Source organism: Candidatus Pelagibacter sp. HIMB1509 (assembly GCF_052047855.1).
In the GTDB taxonomy this organism is placed as follows: domain Bacteria; phylum Pseudomonadota; class Alphaproteobacteria; order Pelagibacterales; family Pelagibacteraceae; genus Pelagibacter.
The window spans coordinates 44606-62114 of the sequence record NZ_JBNAIU010000001.1 but is presented as its reverse complement, the minus strand read 5'-3'; the positions used below and the strand labels follow the sequence as shown (position 1 = coordinate 62114).

Here is a 17509-nt window from a genome sequence, read left to right as displayed (position 1 = left end):
TCAATTATTCTTTCTCTTCTTCTTTTTTCTTTAAATCCTCAGATAATGATGAAAAAGGTAGGTTTTTACCAGAACCTTCAGATCCATATTTTTCTAGAGCCTCTTTTTTCTCAATTTCTTCAAGTAATTTGATACTTAATGTTACTTTTCTCTTATTCATGTCCAAATCTGCTATTGCACAGTCTAATTTCTCACCACCTGTCCATCTACTAGGTCTAGCATCGGCAGCATTAATTGCTATTGCAGATTTTTTAATTTGAAAATTCATTTCACAACCTTCTGGTCTTACTATAAGTCCTTTGTTATCAGTTGAAACAACTTTAACAGTTATTGTTTGATTTTTTGACTTATCTTTAAACCAATCAAATGGATCTGCTTGAGTTTGTCTTAAACCAACTCTAATCTTTTGTTCTGAAGATTTTATTTCTAATACTTTAACTTTAAGCTTATCACCTTTTTTATACTTAGACAGTTCTTCTTCGCCGTTATTTAAATATGTTAAATCATTACAATGTAAAAAAGCATCAATATCTAAATCTTCAATTTTAACAAATAAAGAATATTCATTTTTGTTTACAACTTCTCCCTCAACAATTGTATCTACAGGATATTTTTTCTCAAATGTTTCGAAAGGATTATCTTGAGTTAACCTGTGTGAAATAGCTACACGTCTTTTATCTTTATCTATCTCAGTAATTACGCAATCTATCTCGTCACCAACTTTAAACATTTTTTTTGCTGAAATATTTTTTTTAGTCCAGCTTAGTTCGCTTGAATGAAGCAGGGTTGTTAAACCTGGTTCTAATTCACAAAAAGCTCCAAAGTCCATTAATTTTACCACTTTAACTTTATAGATTTTGTTTAACTCGTAATTTTCAATATGCTCAAAAGGATCTGGAGATAATTGTTTTACCGAACATCCAACTTGTAATTTTTCTTTATCAACACTGATAACTTTTAAATCATGTTTTTCACCTATATTAAAAACCTCATCAGGATGATTTACTCTTGAATAAGAAATTTCTTGTAGGTGAACTAATACATCTAATTCGCCATTAACATTAAAGAAGCAACCAAATGAACTATATCCTTTTACCTCTGCACCTTTTATAATGTCACCCACTTTGTATTTCTCAACTATTTTTGCTTTATCCTCTTTCTTAAAAGAAGAGATTATTTCTCTTCTGGATACACAGGCATTTCCTCTTACTTTATCAAGTTTGATGAGCGCAAATTTTTGTGGTTCATTCATTAAATGACTTATATCTTTTAAGGGCTTATCACTAATCTGAGAACCAGGTAAAAACATTAGTGAACCTGTATCTATATGTTCAACTATACAACCACCTTTACATTTTGATGTAATTTTACCCATGATAGGCTCATTCTTCTCATAAGCTTCAACTAGTTTGTCCCAACCTTTAATTTTTTGAGCTTTACTTGCAGAAACTAAAACTTCACCATGTTTATCCTCAATTTTTTCAAGTAAAACTGGAATAGTTTCTCCAACTTTAATTTTTTCAGAAAGACCCATGCTCTTTAATTCATTAATATCAAGAACTGGTTCTGATTTTAAACCTTCAACAAATAAAAATACAAATTTTTCAGTAATTTTATTTATTTTACCTTCAATTATTTTACCTTCTTCTATTTGAACTTTTGAAAGCTGACTACTTAGTAATTTTTCGAATTCTTGAGATGCTGGATTAGATAAGTCTTTATAAATTTCCATTAAATTTTAATTTTCCTGTCTATTATTTTTTTTATTTTTAAAAAACATGCCCTTTTATTAAGGTTTGTTGTATTAATCAATAGTGAATCTTTTGTTTTCTTTAAAGGAGATATTTTCCTATTTAAATCATTTTTATCGCGTTTTTTAATGCTTTTTAAGACTTCTTTATACGTTATCTTTTTTTTTAATCCTTTTAATTCCTTGTATCTTCTTAATGCTCTTATTTTTACATCTGCAGTTATGTAAAATTTAAAGTCAGCATCGGGAACAATATTATATGTAATATCTCTTCCATCAAGGCAGGAACCTTTATATTTTTTAGGTGGATTGTACGCAAAATTAATTTGGAAAGAATGAACCATTTTTCTAATAGATTTATTTTTAGAAATTATAGAAGCTTCTGTACCAACTTCATCAGATAGCAACTTTGTGTTTAAAAGATCTTTTATTTTCAAAGATTTAATTTTTGATCTTATAAACTTATTTTTAAAATTGTTAGGAAATTTAATTTTTAAATAAGCAATAAATCTATATATTTTTCCAGTATCTAAGTAAAATAGATTGTAATGTTTTGAAATAGATTTTGCCAAAGTTCCCGCTCCAGCAGCTGCTGGAGAATCTATAGCAATTTTTAAAATGTTTTTTCTTTTAATCATTTATTTAGTTTATTAATAATTTTTAAAAAATTTGGAAATGATGTTTTGATAGAGTCATTGTCGTAGATTTCCCATTTACCTCCAAAAGATAATGCTGCAATAACACTTGTCATAAATACTCTGTGGTCTTTTAAGAAATTTTTTATTACAATCTTTTTATTAAGCTTTAAATTGGGGTTTCCAAAAATTTTAATTGAATCCTCAGTTTTAATATTTCTTATTCCCATTTTATTGAGTATTTTTGAACCCCAATCTAATCTTGGACTTTCTTTTTGATTCAATTCAGATAACCCTTTGAAATAAGAAACACCATTAGCTTTTGCTGCAATTAAAAATATTACTAAAAACTCATCTATAGCCTGACTGTTTAATTTTGTGGGGCAATTAATTGCTTTTAAAGAATTAGGGCTTTTTATATTAATATTAGCAATTTTTTCACCTTTATAAATTTTTTTATTTTCATATAAAATTTTTACACCCATCTTTTTTAGTATCTTTATAATTCCTACCCTTGAATTATTAATATTTACGTTTTTTATAACAAGTTCCGAATTTTTTGATAAAGCGGTTAAGGCAATGAAAAAAGCACTCGAACTAATATCTGAAGGAATGTTATAATTTAAAGGCTTTATTTTTGTTATTTTTTTAACTTTAATAAAATCATAATTTTTATTACTTTTAATTTTTAACGGTAAGTCCAAATATTTACATAGAACTTCAGTATGATTTCTTGATTTTTTTGCTTTAATAACTGTTGTTCCATTAGCTAACATCCCAGCAAATATTACAGAACTTTTACACTGGGCTGATCCTCGATTCTCTAAATATTTAATTGATTTTAAATTTTTAGATCCAGTTATTATTAATGGTAAATTTTTATTTTTTTTTAATTTAAATTTTGCTCCAAAACAACTTAATGGATCAGTTATTCTTTTAAAATCTCTTTTTGATAAACTTTTATCTCCAACCAATTTTATTGGATAGGGCGTATTTATCAAGAAACCAAGTATTAATCTTCCAAGTGTTCCTGAATTCTCTGCATTTAATGTGATATTTTTTTTGTATTTATACCCTCTCAATCCTTTACCATAAATTGTGCAAAAATTTTTATTTACTTTGTACTTAATCCCAAGTTTTTTAATTGTCTTAAGAGCGGCAATTACATCTTCTGACATTAAAAGATTGTTTGCTTTTGAAATACCACTAGCAAGAGAAGAAAATAAAACCCACCTGATACTGATACTTTTGTCTCCGTTTACAGTAATTTTTTTTTTAAATTTTTTAATCTTTTTTTTAATGATGGTTATATTTGTCATTAAAATTAATTGAATTTAAAATTATCACCAAAATAAGCGTTTTTAGCATTTATATTTTTTACCAAATTTGATGGAGTTCCTTCAGCAATAATTTTACCATTATTTAAAATCATTGCCAAATCCACACAAGATAAGAGATCTCTTGCTTGGTGATCACAAATGCATGTTGTTATTTGATATTCTTGCTGAAGATCTACAATTGTTTCTTGTAACATTTTTATGGTTAATACATCTAATGCTGCGAATACTTCATCCAGCAATAAAATTTTAGGTTCACTCAATAAAGATAATGAAATTACCAATCTTTTTTTTTGTCCACCAGATAAGTATTTTGCTTTTATATCTTTTAAATTATCAAACTCAAATTTAGATATCAAAAAGTTAATTCTTTCTTGTCTTAAATTTTTAGCACTAATTGCGATTTCACTGATTGCCTTTAAATTATCTTCAAGAGTTAGATCACCAAAAAAACCACCGTATTGAGGCACATAACCTAACTTAAACTCTCTTGTTCTGTGATAAATTGGAAGATTGGTAACATCTTGATTGTTAATTCTAATTTTTCCATTTTTTGGCTTAATTAAACCAGTAATTAAATTAAAAATTGTACTCTTTCCAGCACCATTAGGGCCAAGCATTCCATGTATAGTATTTCGATTAACTTTAAAATTTATATTATCTAATATTAGTCTATTACCATAGGCAATAGAGACATTTTCAAATTCAATTAGAGCATTTTTATTTTTAAAAGATTTAATTCTAAATTTTTTAATAATTGCCATTTATCTAATTATTTCTAATATTTACTTTTTTTTCATTTTCATACATAAAAATTTTTGTGTCTTTTGTTTTTAAATTCATTTCTACAACATCAGCAATTAATATATTTTCTGAATTACTATAGACTACATTTCTAGAAATTATCATAGAATTTCTCTCTATCGAAAAATCAAGATATTCTCCAAGAATTTTATTGTCTAAATAATTAATTATTACATTTTTTGAAAAAATTGTATCAAAATTACTAGAATTATATTTACCAAAATCGGAAACAATTGTTATTTCATCAGAGTTCTTTAGTTTTATTAATGCTTTTACATTAGTAAGAAATAAAATATTTTCATTGTTGAAATCAATCTCTCCTTCTTCTGCATTAATAATATATTCATTCCCATCTTCATCTTTAGTTACGTAATTCACATCCTTAATTATATTCGAATTTATTAAACTTTCATCTTGGGTAGAAATAAAATTTTTTTTGAATTTTTGACTAAATTTTGAATAAACAAAAAAAGCTAAAAAAATCAATGTAATGAGAGAAGAAAAAACTATTACATTTTTCTTTTTAAACATTTATGAGATATTTGATTGCAAAATTGTGTGAACATGAATTACACCAATAGTTACTAATGGTGTTTTGTTATCTTTTACAATTAGGGAAGTAATTTTTTTAGCGTTCATTATCGATAATGCTTTTGCTGCAAATTCATTTTTATCTATAGATATTGGTTTTTTTGTCATTATCTTCTTAACAGGTAATGATTTAAAATCTATTTTTTTTTGACTGAATCTTCTAACTTGTCCATCTGTAATTATACCTGTTGTAATATTTTTTTTATTTGTGACAATCAAAATCCCAAGTTTTTTTTTACTTAAAATTTTTAAAGCTTTACTCATTATTAAATTTTCATTTACAAAAGGTATTCTTTCTCCCGTCACCATTATATCTTCAACGGTTTTTAATTTAGCACCCAAACTTCCAGCTGGATGGAATTTTTTAAAATCCATCTTATCAAACTTTTTATGTTTCATTGTTGCTATAGCTAACGCATCACCTAATGCTAGTTGAGTTGTAGTGCTTGAGGTAGGTACTATTCCTTCAGCCTCAATGACTTTAGGAATTGTTAATTTAATATCTGCTGCTTTATATAAAACAGAATTTTTTTGAGATACAATTCCTATCAATAAAATTTTATTTCTTTTTGCATATTGAATAATATTTTTCAGTTCACTAGTTTGTCCTGAATTACTAATTAATATTAAAATATCTTTTTTTGACACCATACCCAAATCACCATGTGATGCTTCACTTGCTGACATGCTAAAGGCAGGAGTGCCAACTGATGCTAAAGTTGAAGCAATCTTAGATGCAATTAATCCACTTTTACCCACTCCACATAAAATTACTTTTGCTTGGCACTTTGCGAGTTGATTTACAGCTTTATTAAATGAATTATTAATATTTCTTTTTAAATTTTGTAGGGCTTTGATTTCTAAATTAATAACATCTTTAGCAATAGATATGAATTGTTTATTATTCATTTGTGGGACCAAATATCTTCTTTGAATAGTGCTAAATCAAGATCTACTCTAATTTTTAAAAATTTTAAACATTCATGATAAAGATTTTTTCGATTTTCTCTTTCGAGTATTTTGTATAATTTATGATGAATCTTATGTAGGTAAATTACGTCATTAGCACAGTATTTTAGTTGCGCAGGTGTTAATTCACCTCCAAAATCTGAACTTTGGAATTGTTTATTAATATCTATATTTATAAATTCTTTAATTAATGTCTTTAAAGAATGGTTATCAGAGTAAGATCTTGCAAGTTTAGAAGCAATTTTTGTGTCTAAAATATTATTAGTATCTGTATTTAGGTAATATTTTATATGAGCCATGTCTGCGCGTCCATAATGAAAAATTTTAGTTATATTTCCATCTTTTAAAAGTTTAACTAAATTAGGTGCTTGATAATTTTCTCTATCAAACTGGACTATGTGAGCATCTGAGTTACCTGATGAAATTTGAATTAAACATAATGGATCACGTCTGACATTTAGACCCATGAACTCACCATCTACGGCAATTATATTGCCTAAATTTAAATCATCTGGTAGATCATTTTTGTGAAGTTGAATATTAATACTCATTTTTAAACATATATATATGAAAGCAAAAAATTGTCTAATTTTTGGTGGAAGTGGTCAAATTGGTAGAAATTTAATTAGGAAGCTTACAAAAAGTAATTATCAAGTAACTGTTGTAACAAGAAACATTCACCAAAAAAGCTACATCATTAAAACCCAAGCAAATGCTGGCTATATAGATATTGTTGAGTCAAATATTTTTGAAGAACAAAAACTTAGAAAGCTTTTCGAAAAAGCAGACATTTGTATAAATTTAGTTGGTATTTTATTTGAGTCCAAAAAAGGTAATACATTTAAAAATATTCACACAATTTTTCCTTCTTTGTTATCTAAACTTTCAAAAGAATACAAACTAAAGCATTTTATTCATCTATCAGCACTTGGAATAAACGAGGCCATAGACTCTGATTATGCTAAAAGTAAATTAGAGGGAGAGGAAAGAATTCTAAAAAATTTTCCTTTAGCTATAATTATTAGACCTTCAATTGTTTATTCAATAGATGATAATTTTACAACAAATTTTATGACACTTTTAAATAGATTGCCAATATTTCCGCTTTATTATGAAGGCAAAACCAAGTTTGCACCAATTCATTGTTCTGACCTAACAGATGTTATTTTTAATGTTATTTCTAATAATGTTAATTCTAAAATAATTGAATGTGTTGGTCCAGAAATAATTTCATTTAAAGAAATAATAGAAAAATTATTAAATTTAATTGGAAAGAAAAGATTGTTAATACCAATGCCCTTACCTGTAGCACAAATGTCAGCAAGATTTTTTGAAATAATGCCAAAACCACTTTTGACTAGAGATCAATTAAAACTTCTAAAATATGATAATATTTTATCTGGAAAATATAAATCTAATTCTGACTTGGGTATACCAAGTTTGAGATACTTCGATGAAGAAGTTAAAAAATACTGCTATATGTGGAGAGAAGGTGGTCAATTTTCTACAGAAAAATATAATTCAGATAATATAGATATTAAAACGAGCTAAGATCTTAAGCGGATTGAATTTTCTTTTCAATAAATTCTGGAACTTCCTCTTTTTCTGTAACTTCTTCTTTTTTACCTTTTGGTTGATAAGCATAAAGTAAATGAAGTTTACAATAAGAAAAATCTTTTAAAGAAGATCTACCACAAAAATAAAATTCTTTTTCATCTGGGTGACCTATAGGCCATTTGCAAGAACTTTCGTCTAGTTCTTCTAATTGTTTAGGATTTTCTGGTTCAAAATCTTTTTCGATTATTAGAGATTTAAACCTATTTTTACGTCCTCTTTTTGATTTTGTATTATTTTCTTCAAGAGAATTTTCAAATTTTTTATTTGAAGTTGCGGGCCTTGTTTTTATTTTTGCTGATAGATTTAATCTATGAGCTTTGCCAATTACTGCATTTCGACTAATACCACCAATAATTTCAGCTATTTGACTAGCAGTATTACCTTTGCCCCATAATTCTTTTAACTTTGTAACCTTTTCTTCAGTCCAGCTCATATCTATATGTTGTGTTTCTTATTTTTATAATAACAATATACTGCTATTAATTTAAATGAAACAATCAAAAAATTAGAGTTATCAACAATAAAAACCTAACCTAAATTTACTCAGGTTTTCAATCATAACTTGTATCTATTAAATAAAATTTATAAAAATAAATTTAATTTATGAGCAATTTAGCAAAAAATTATAACAGAAAAAAAATTTCATTTAAGTATGGTCAAGGAAGCTATCTTTACTCTACTGATGGAAAAAAATATCTTGATTTTGTGATGGGTATTGCGGTTAATTCTTTAGGTCATGCTCATCCAAGTTTAGTAAAAACAATCAATAAACAATCTAAAAAACTTTGGCATGTCTCAAATGCTTTTCAAATTCCTGAGGGAGAAAATTTAGCAAAAAAATTATGTAAAAAAACATTTGCTGATTGTGTAATGTTTCAAAATAGTGGAGCTGAAGCTACAGAGGCGTCAATTAAAGTTGCTAGAAGATATTTTTTTTCAATAGGCAAACAAAATAAAAATAGAATTCTGTGTATTAAAAATTCATTTCATGGAAGAACATTAGCTGCAATTTATGCGAGTGGTTCTAAAAAAATGACAGAAGGATTTGGACCCAAAGTAAAAGGATTTGATCACTTTGCTTTTGGAGACCATAAAACATTAGAAAAGAAAATTACAAAAGATACTGCAGCTATAATGGTTGAAACAATAATGGGAGAGGGAGGAATTAAAGTTATTCCAGATTTCTGTTTAAGAGAGCTTAGAAAATTGTGTGATAAGAAAAAAATTCTTTTAATATTGGATGAAGTTCAATGTGGAATAGGTAGATCAGGAGATTTTTTTGCATTTGAAAAATCTAAAGTAAAACCTGATATAGTTCCAATAGCCAAAGGAATTGGAGGTGGATTTCCAATAGGAGCTGTTCTTATGAATAAAAAAGTAGCCACATGCATGGTACCTGGCACTCACGGATCTACATTTGGAGGCAATCCACTAGCTATGTCGGTTGGAAATAAAGTAATGGATATAGTTTCAAATAAAAAGTTTTTAAATAATGTAAAAAAATTATCTAAATATTTCTTATCTAAATTGAACAAGATTAAAGAAAAATATCCTAGTATTATTAAACAAATAAGAGGAAGAGGTTTTTTAATTGGAATACAGCTGCATCAAGATCAGACAGGTTTTATTAAAAAATTAATGGAAAATAAATTATTAACTATTCGTGCTGCAGAAAATGTCATCAGAGTTTTACCACCTCTTAATGTCAAAAAAAGTGAGCTTGATGAAGCTTTAAAAATTATAAATAAAGTTTGCAGTCAATTTAAATAGTTATGAAACATTTTATAAATTTAAAAGATATTCCTAGTAAGGATTTAAGAAAAATAATTACTGATGCAAAGAAAAGAAAAAGTTCTAGAAAAAAATTTAATAAATTAGAGACAGATAAAGGCGCTCCCTTAAAAGGTAAAATTTTGATACAAATGTTTGAAAAACCTAGCTTAAGAACAAGAATGAGCTTTTATTTAGCAATTAAACAGCTTGGAGGAGGTACTGTAACGCTCAGATCTAATGAACTTCATTTAGGACAAGGTGGTGAAAGTATATCAGATACAGCGAAGGTTCTATCAACTTATGGTGATGGATTTATGTTGAGAACGGATAGTGATAAAAAAATTGAGGATTTTAAAAAATATTTAACTATTCCAGTCATCAATGGTTTGAGCCCATCATCTCATCCAACTCAAGTGCTTTCAGATGTTTTTACAGTTGAAGAGATTACAAAAAAACCTATTTCTAAATTAAATATTTGCTGGATTGGTGATTCAAATAATGTTTTAGATAGTTTAATCGCTGCTTCAGTTAAATTTTCTTTCAAGCTAAGTATTGGTTGTCCAAAAAACTTTGAACCGGGCAAAGAAGTTAGAAATTGGGTAAAAAAAAATAAGAGAAAAATTTATATTTATAATGATCCAAAAAAAGCAGCTAGTGGAGCTGATGTAATTTTTTCTGATAAAGTTATTTCGTTAAATGATAAAGTAAACAAGAAGAAAAAAATTCAGGCATTTAAAAAATTTAAAATTGAAAAAAAATTAATGAGTTTTGCAAATAAGAATTGTATCTTTTTACATTGTCTACCTAGAGGGAATGAAGTTTCTGAGGATATTTTCTTAGGAAAAAAATCTCATGTATGGGTACAGGCTCTTAACAGAGTTCATGTTCAAAAAAGTATACTGTTGTATTGTTTTGGAAAATTAAGGTAATGGAATAGGGCTATCTGAGTTTTCATTTAGAAACTTAATTACAGACGCTCTATCTGCTTCTTTTCTTAAACCTGCATAAGCCATTTTTGTACCTTTAATGTATTTTGCAGGTTTTTTTAGAAATCCATTTAGCTCTTCAAATGTCCATTCTTTTTCATATGCAGCTAATGCTTTTGAATATTTATAATCTTCAACTGCTCCAACTTTTCTTCCAACGACATTATATAAAGCTGGACCTATAGCATTTTTCCCACCCTTAATTATTGAGTGACAGGCTGCACACTTTTTAAATATTTTTTCTCCACTTGCTATATCTCCCATGGCCATTAATGCAGCAATGTCGACTTTTTCTTCTGCAGCGTTTGTTGTAGAAGATGATGCGGTAGATACCTGCTCAACTTCCACAGTGTAACCTGGAGTTTCTGGCTTTTCTACATGAAAAATTACATCAGATAATTTTCCTATACCAATAACAAGAAGTGCTACCATTAGAACTGCAGCTACAATTTTGTTAATTTCAAAAGAATCCATTTTTATAAATTTAATTTTGAACGTATAACATGATAAATTAAAATTTGACTAAAATTTAATGTACAAATTTGCCTCTATTTTAATTAGTGATTAATGAAAACTCTTATAATTATACCCTCTAGATTATCCGCTACTAGGCTTCCAGGAAAACCATTATTAAAAATCAATGATATTTCAATTATTTCACATGTATTTAATAAGGCAAAAGAAGCAAATATTGGAGAGGTAATTGTTGCTGCAGAGGATCAAGAGATTGTCAATGATATTAAAAATAATGGAGGAAATGCTATTTTAACAAGCAATAAACATAAAACAGGTACAGACCGAATATATGAAGCTTATCAAAAACTCAACTTAGATAATATTGATTTTATAATGAACTTACAGGGTGACGAGCCAGCAATAAATATAGAGGATATTGTAAACCTAAACCAAATGATGATAGATCACAAAGCAAAAATAGGAACCCTTGCTGCTAAAATTGAGAATAAATCAGATTTAGTAAATGAGAATATAGTTAAAGTTATTACTGAAAATAATTTAGAAGATGACCCGTTTTCTAAAGCAAAAATATTTTTAAGGAAATCTGAAGATACCTCAAATATTTATCACCATATTGGAATTTACTGTTATTCATCTGAAATTCTTAAAAAATTTGTTGAATTACCACAATCAAAAAATGAAATTGAAAATAAATTAGAACAGCTTCGAGCTCTAGACAATAATATCAAAATAAATGTTGCTCTAGCAAGCAAAGCCCCTATAGGAGTTGACACAGAGGAAGATTATCTGGCCTTAAAAAAAATAATGGAATATAAGTCCTGATGGGTAAAATATATTTTCAAGGAACATTTGGAGCTTATTCTCATTTAGCAGCATTATCAATCGACCCTGATGCTGAAATTTTACCTTGTAAAACTTTTGATGATTGTTTTAATAAAGCCTCAGAAGAACCCGATTGTAGAATAATAATACCAGAGTCTAACAGAATTACAGGAAATATAGGTATCGAATATTTAATTTTTAAACATAGATTGAATATTTACCAAGAGCACTTTCAAAAAATCGAACATAATTTATTAGGTCAACAGGGAGCGAAACTGTCTGATATAAAAGAAGTTTATTCTCATGCACAGGGTTTGTCGCAATGTTCAAATTTCATAAAAGAAAATAATATTGCTGAACATATAAGAGCAGATACAGCTGGATCAGCTGAAATGATTTCTAAAACAAAAGACAAAAAACAGGCAGCAATAGCATCATCTCTAAGTGCTGAAATTTATAATCTTGATGTAATTAAAAAAAATATAGAAAACGAGAGTGGAAATTTAACACGATTTCTTGTTATGGGAAAAAATATATCTCAACCTGAGTTTGGAAATAAAAAATATATAACTTCATTTTTATTTAAACTTAAAAGTAAACCTGCAGCTCTTTATCAATCGCTTGGAGGATTTGCCATCAATGGAGTAAATCTTACTAAGCTTCAAAGTTACCCTGAAAAAAATTCTTTCGACTCTTATTTTTTCTTATGTGATTTAGATGGACATATTGAAGATCCAAAAGTTCAAAAATCTCTTGAAGAGCTAGGCTTACATTGTGAGGATTTTCACGTCCTAGGTGTTTTTGAAGCCGATGGTTTGAGACAAAAAAAACAATAATCTTTTCTTGTAGATTAGAAATTTTAACTGCTATAATAGATTTGGAGGCTAGAGGTGGATGCTGCTTGAACCCGACCAGATCTTAACGGAAGCAGTCGTAGAGACAGTTATTCAGGTTCTAGTCTCCTTAAAAAATTTATGAATAACAATTCAAAAGTACTAGCTCTTAAATATAGACCTCAAATATTTGATGATCTTATTGGTCAAGAAGTTGTTGCTGAAACAATTATAAATTCAATAAAAGCTGACAAAGTACCAAATGCATATTTGTTTACTGGAATTAGAGGGATTGGAAAAACTACAACCGCAAGAATTGTAGCAAAAGCCTTGAATTGCTCAAATGGTATTGAAAAAATGTGCATTGATAATTTGTGTGAAAATTGTCAGTCGATTGCAAACTCAAGTCACATTGATGTACTTGAAATGGATGCGGCCAGCAAGACAGGAGTTGATGATGTTAGAGATCTAATTGAGTTTTCCAGATACGGACCCACTTCAGCAAAGTACAAAATTTTTATAATCGATGAAGTTCATATGTTAAGTAAACAAGCTTTTAATGCTTTACTAAAAACATTGGAAGAACCACCTTCATATTTAAAATTTATATTTGCCACAACAGAAATAAAAAAGATTCCTATAACTGTCGTTTCAAGGTGTCAGCGTTTTGATCTTTCAAGGATTAAATCTTCTGAATTGTTAGATTTTATAAAAAAAATTAAAGATAAAGAAAACGGAAAAGTTACGGATGACGCTCTAAAATTAATTGTAAAAATATCAGAGGGCTCAGTAAGAGATGCATTATCTCTGTTAGATAGAGCGTTATTGAGTTTAGATAATGATAAAGAACTAGATTTAAATTCTGCTCAAAAGATTTTTGGTTATTTTGATAAATCACAATTAATTGATTTATTTGAATTGATATTAAGAGGAGAAGAAGAAAAGGTAATAAAAATTTATAGAAAAATATATGATCAGGGAGTTGAACCAAAAATATTTTTAAATGATTTTTTAGAACTGTTGTATTACTTTAAAAATATAAATTCTTTAACTTTAGAAAGCACAAATTTTTCTCTCAATGATGAAGAATTTAACAAAATAAAAAATATTTCTAATCAAATCCAACCAGATGTATTAATTTTATTTTGGCAATTTTCTATCAAGTCATTAGAAGAATTAGATATTGTATCAAATCAACATTTATCAATTGAGATGTTTTTGATTAGATTAATGCATTTAAGTTCTGTAAAACAAGTTAAACAAATAGATACAAAACCTAAAGAAGAAAATTCAACTAGCAAAATTGAAATAAAAACAGAGACTAAAATTATTGATCAAATAAAAAATATTTCTCAAGAAGAAAAAAAGAATCCTGAAATACAAACTGAAGTTAAAGCAGAAATTAAAACTCAAATTAATTCTTTCGATGAATTAATTGCTACTTGCACAAGTAAAAGAGAATTAAAACTTAAATTTGAATTAGAGAAAAATGTCAATTTGGTTAAATTTGAAAAAAATAGGATTGAGATTTCATTTAATGACAGCCTTGATAAAGATTTTGTGAAAGACCTTTCCACAAAGCTTTTTGAATGGACAAAAGAAAGATGGATTATCACACTTAGTAAATCAAAAGGAGATCTCTCAGTTAGAGAAAAGAAAGAAAATGAAAAAAAAATATTAATTGAAAAAGCTAAACAAACTGAAATTTATAAAAACTTTATGGAAAATTTTCCTGATGCAGAACTGGTAGATGTTAAATCGATAACTAAGGAGGATAAGGATAATGACTGATTTTAATAAAATATTAGATAAAGCAAAAGAACTTGAAGCAAAAATGAAAGAGAGTCAGCAAAAAATTAAGGAGATTAGAGTAGAGGGTGTTTCTGGCTCAAATTCAGCAAAAATCGTCTTGGATGGAGAAGGTGAAATGCAATCAATTAAACTATCAGATGAAATAATGAAAGAAGACAAATCAATAATAGAAGATTTAATTGTAGCTGCACATAATAACGCTAAATCACAATTAAAGTCGAAAACATCAGAAGAGATATCAAAAGCCACAGGTGGATTTGGAATACCTGGTTTTAAGTGGCCATTATAGCAGATGCAAAATATTAATGAGATTGAGGAATTAATAAAATTAATTTCAAAGCTTCCAGGTTTAGGACCAAAATCTGCTAAAAGGATTGTTTTAAAACTCATTAATAACCGTGATGAATTAGTAAAACCAATGGCAAATACATTGGCTCAAGTTTATAAAAATGTAACTAGATGTAATTCTTGTGGTTCACTTAAATCAATTTCAACTGGATGTATAAATTGTGAAAATACAAAAAATAAATATTCAAAGATTTGTGTTGTTGAAGACATTGCTGATCAATGGTCGATTGAAAATTCAAATATTTATCAAGGGTATTTTCATATTCTGGGAGGCACCATTTCATCAGTAGGTCAAAGAAAAGAAGATTTACTTGTAAATTCGCTGGTAGAGAGAGTTAATCGAGATAAAATTGAAGAAGTTATATTAGCTACAAGTGCAACTGTTGAAGGTCAAACTACTGCTTACTACATCCAAGATAGCCTAAAAAATTCTAATGTAAAAATTACAAAACTTGCACAGGGGCTACCTATAGGTGGTGAAATTGAAAGTTTAGACGACGGGACTTTATTTTCTGCTTTTAAAAATCGGTCTAACTTAGTTTCTAATTCAGATTAGACTTTTTAGTAAGTCTATTTAAATGCAGTAAAGGTTCAGTATAACCAGATGGTTGTTCTTTTCCTTTAAACACCAAATCACATGCAGTTTGAAATGCAATTGAATTTTCAAAGTTATCACTCATTCTTACGTAATTAGTGTCATTTTTATTTTGATCATCAACAATTTTAGCCATGTCTTTAAGAATTTCTACAACTTGAATTTTTGTTGTAATTCCGTGATGTATCCAATTTGCAATATGTTGAGATGAAATTCTAAGAGTGGCTCTATCTTCCATCAAACCTACGTTGTTTATATCTGGTACTTTGGAGCATCCAACGCCCTGATCAATCCATCTGACCACATAACCTAATAAAGTTTGAGCTGAGTTAGAAATTTCTTTATTAATTTCATCTACAGACCAATTTGGTCTATCAGCAGTAGGTATTGTTAAAAGATCATCAAGCTTTGCTTGTTCTCTATTTTTAATTTTTTGTTGTTCATCAAAAATATTTATTTCATGATAATGTAGCGAATGTAAAGCTGCAGCAGTCGGAGATGGAACCCATGCACAATTTGCACCTGCTTTTAAATGTCCAGTTTTTTGCTCCATCATATCTTTCATTTTATCAGGCATTGCCCACATTCCTTTTCCAATTTGAGCTTTTCCAGATAATCCACATTTTAAACCAATATCAACATTGTTGTTTTCATATGCTGTAATCCATTTTGAAGTTTTCATGTCACCTTTTTTAATCATCGGACCAGCTTCCATAGAGGTGTGCATTTCATCACCAGTTCTGTCTAGAAAACCTGTATTTATAAAGAAAACTCTATTTTTTAACGATCTAATGCACTCTTTTAAATTAGCTGAAGTTCTTCTTTCTTCATCCATTATTCCAATCTTGCAGGTATATTTTGGCAAACCTAAAACTTCTTCAACTTTTGAGAAAAGCAAATCAGTAAATGCAGTTTCATCTGGTCCATGCATTTTTGGTTTCACGATATAAATAGAACCAGTTCTTGAATTAGATTTTTTCTTAATATCATGAAGGGCTGCAGCTGTAGTAATGAATGCATCCAATATTCCTTCTGGAACTTCACTACCATCTTTTAAAATTATTGATGGATTAGTCATTAAGTGACCAACATTTCTAACTAGCAGCAAACTTCTTCCATGAAGCTTTAAACCTTTTCCATCTTTTGAAATATAGCTTCTATTGGGGTTAAGTTTTCTTTCAAATAATTTTCCCTCTTTTTCAAATTTTGATTTTAGATCACCTTTCATCAGACCTAGCCAATTTCTGTAACAAACAATTTTATCTTCTGCATCTACAGCAGCTACACTATCTTCGTTATCACATATAGTTGACACCGCAGATTCTAAAATTATGTCACTAATCCCAGCATGATCTTGTTGAGCTGCAAAAGCTCTTGAGTCTTTTAAAATTTCTATATGTAAATTGTTATTTTTTAAAATTATAGCAGACGGGTTGTCAGCTTCACCCCTATGGCCAATAAACTTATTCTCATCTAATAAATCATAAATATCAGCACCTTTTAAAGCTTTAAATTTTCCATACTTAACCGCAAAACTTGTAATTTTTTGCCAACTCAATCCTGCTAATGGAAAATATTTATCTAAAAAATCTCTTCCATATTTTATTACCATCTCACCTCTTAATGGGTCGTATCTTTCAGATACACTATCTTCTGATTGTTCAATTACATCTGTTCCATACAGACTATCGTACAAGCTCATCCATCTAGCATTAGCAGCATTTAATGCATATCTCGCATTCATTACTGGTACAACAAGTTGAGGTCCAGCAATACTTGTTATTTCCTCATCAACATTTTGAGTTGATATTTCAAAATCGTCACCTTCTTCTTTCAAATAACCAATTTCTGTTAGAAATTTTTTATATTCTGACAAATTAAATTTATTTCCCTTATTTTTTATATGCCAATTGTCTATTTGTTTTTGTAAGTCTTCTCTAAATTTTATTAATTCTTTATTTTTAGGTGCTAATTCATTGACTGTTTTCTCGAACCCTGACCAAAAATTATCAACAGATAGATCTGTTTCTTTTAATAGCTCGTCGCTAATAAATTGAGAAAGTTTTTCAGATACTTTTAAAGTATTTATATTTATATATTTTTCTTGCATATCACCTAAATTACCCCATCTGTATTTTTGCCTGAGAGTTTTGCTCCTTC

Annotated in this window: 18 protein-coding genes; 8 read left to right on the top strand and 10 right to left on the bottom strand. The window is 28.2% G+C overall.

Annotated elements, in window-relative coordinates; translation table 11 throughout:
* Positions 1–4 precede the first annotated feature (4 nt).
* The 7 genes from ACTTBO_RS00270 to ACTTBO_RS00240 are packed head-to-tail and all read right to left on the bottom strand — an operon-like array spanning position 5 to position 6637.
* Complete coding sequence (locus ACTTBO_RS00270) at positions 5–1732, bottom strand: S1 RNA-binding domain-containing protein (RefSeq protein ID WP_440655628.1); 1728 nt, start codon at positions 1730–1732, stop codon at positions 5–7.
* On the bottom strand, positions 1732–2388 hold the full coding sequence (gene cmk, locus ACTTBO_RS00265) for a (d)CMP kinase (protein WP_440655627.1): 657 nt from the start codon (positions 2386–2388) through the stop codon (positions 1732–1734). The genes ACTTBO_RS00270 and cmk overlap by 1 nt, the downstream gene beginning before the upstream one ends.
* On the bottom strand, positions 2385–3704 hold the full coding sequence (aroA, locus tag ACTTBO_RS00260; protein ID WP_440655626.1) for a 3-phosphoshikimate 1-carboxyvinyltransferase: 1320 nt from the start codon (positions 3702–3704) through the stop codon (positions 2385–2387). The genes cmk and aroA overlap by 4 nt, the downstream gene beginning before the upstream one ends.
* Positions 3705–3709: 5 nt before the next feature.
* Positions 3710–4486, bottom strand: coding sequence for an ATP-binding cassette domain-containing protein (locus ACTTBO_RS00255; RefSeq protein ID WP_440655625.1), 777 nt, complete (start codon positions 4484–4486; stop codon positions 3710–3712).
* 4 nt (positions 4487–4490) lie between these two features.
* A complete protein-coding gene (gene lptC, locus ACTTBO_RS00250; RefSeq protein ID WP_440655624.1) occupies positions 4491–5057 on the bottom strand; it encodes an LPS export ABC transporter periplasmic protein LptC in 567 nt (188 codons plus the stop codon).
* Positions 5058–6026, bottom strand: coding sequence for a KpsF/GutQ family sugar-phosphate isomerase (locus ACTTBO_RS00245; protein WP_440655623.1), 969 nt, complete (start codon positions 6024–6026; stop codon positions 5058–5060).
* The gene (locus tag ACTTBO_RS00240) at positions 6023–6637 is read right to left on the bottom strand and encodes a ribonuclease D (RefSeq protein WP_440655622.1); all 615 of its coding nucleotides are present in this window, start codon (positions 6635–6637) and stop codon (positions 6023–6025) included. Before ACTTBO_RS00240 ends, ACTTBO_RS00245 begins: the two co-directional genes overlap by 4 nt.
* A 16-nt stretch (positions 6638–6653) precedes the next feature.
* Here ACTTBO_RS00240 and ACTTBO_RS00235 point away from each other — a divergent pair, with 16 nt between their 5' ends.
* A complete protein-coding gene (locus ACTTBO_RS00235; RefSeq protein WP_440655620.1) occupies positions 6654–7637 on the top strand; it encodes a complex I NDUFA9 subunit family protein in 984 nt (327 codons plus the stop codon).
* Positions 7638–7641: 4 nt separating this feature from the next.
* Here ACTTBO_RS00235 and ACTTBO_RS00230 read toward each other — a convergent pair whose 3' ends face one another.
* The gene (locus ACTTBO_RS00230) at positions 7642–8136 is read right to left on the bottom strand and encodes a GcrA family cell cycle regulator (protein WP_440655619.1); all 495 of its coding nucleotides are present in this window, start codon (positions 8134–8136) and stop codon (positions 7642–7644) included.
* Between the two features lie 170 nt (positions 8137–8306).
* Between ACTTBO_RS00230 and ACTTBO_RS00225 the strand changes: the two genes are divergently transcribed.
* Complete coding sequence (locus ACTTBO_RS00225) at positions 8307–9473, top strand: aspartate aminotransferase family protein (protein WP_440655618.1); 1167 nt, start codon at positions 8307–8309, stop codon at positions 9471–9473.
* A gap of 2 nt (positions 9474–9475) precedes the next feature.
* Entirely contained in the window at positions 9476–10405 is a 930-nt protein-coding gene (gene argF / locus ACTTBO_RS00220; RefSeq protein ID WP_440655617.1) for an ornithine carbamoyltransferase, read from the top strand.
* On the opposite strand, the gene ACTTBO_RS00215 is transcribed toward argF, so the two are convergent.
* The gene (locus ACTTBO_RS00215; protein WP_440655616.1) at positions 10397–10936 is read right to left on the bottom strand and encodes a c-type cytochrome; all 540 of its coding nucleotides are present in this window, start codon (positions 10934–10936) and stop codon (positions 10397–10399) included. The two genes, argF and ACTTBO_RS00215, sit on opposite strands and share 9 nt — an antisense overlap.
* A 93-nt stretch (positions 10937–11029) precedes the next feature.
* On the opposite strand from ACTTBO_RS00215, the gene kdsB reads away from it, so the two are divergent.
* The 5 genes from kdsB to recR all read left to right on the top strand — a co-directional run bounded on the left by kdsB (position 11030) and on the right by recR (position 15310).
* Entirely contained in the window at positions 11030–11761 is a 732-nt protein-coding gene (gene kdsB, locus ACTTBO_RS00210; protein WP_440655615.1) for a 3-deoxy-manno-octulosonate cytidylyltransferase, read from the top strand.
* A complete protein-coding gene (locus tag ACTTBO_RS00205) occupies positions 11761–12597 on the top strand; it encodes a prephenate dehydratase domain-containing protein (RefSeq protein WP_440655614.1) in 837 nt (278 codons plus the stop codon). Before kdsB ends, ACTTBO_RS00205 begins: the two co-directional genes overlap by 1 nt.
* A 138-nt stretch (positions 12598–12735) precedes the next feature.
* On the top strand, positions 12736–14385 hold the full coding sequence (dnaX, locus tag ACTTBO_RS00200) for a DNA polymerase III subunit gamma/tau (RefSeq protein WP_440619405.1): 1650 nt from the start codon (positions 12736–12738) through the stop codon (positions 14383–14385).
* A complete protein-coding gene (locus ACTTBO_RS00195) occupies positions 14378–14695 on the top strand; it encodes a YbaB/EbfC family nucleoid-associated protein (protein ID WP_262590178.1) in 318 nt (105 codons plus the stop codon). Before dnaX ends, ACTTBO_RS00195 begins: the two co-directional genes overlap by 8 nt.
* A gap of 3 nt (positions 14696–14698) precedes the next feature.
* Positions 14699–15310 carry a recombination mediator RecR gene (recR, locus tag ACTTBO_RS00190; RefSeq protein WP_440655612.1) on the top strand — a complete coding sequence of 204 codons (612 nt, stop codon included), beginning with the start codon at positions 14699–14701 and terminating at the stop codon, positions 15308–15310.
* On the opposite strand, the gene ACTTBO_RS00185 is transcribed toward recR, so the two are convergent.
* The gene (locus ACTTBO_RS00185) at positions 15297–17459 is read right to left on the bottom strand and encodes a malate synthase G (RefSeq protein ID WP_440655611.1); all 2163 of its coding nucleotides are present in this window, start codon (positions 17457–17459) and stop codon (positions 15297–15299) included. The genes recR and ACTTBO_RS00185 overlap by 14 nt on opposite strands.
* Positions 17460–17509 lie beyond the last annotated feature (50 nt).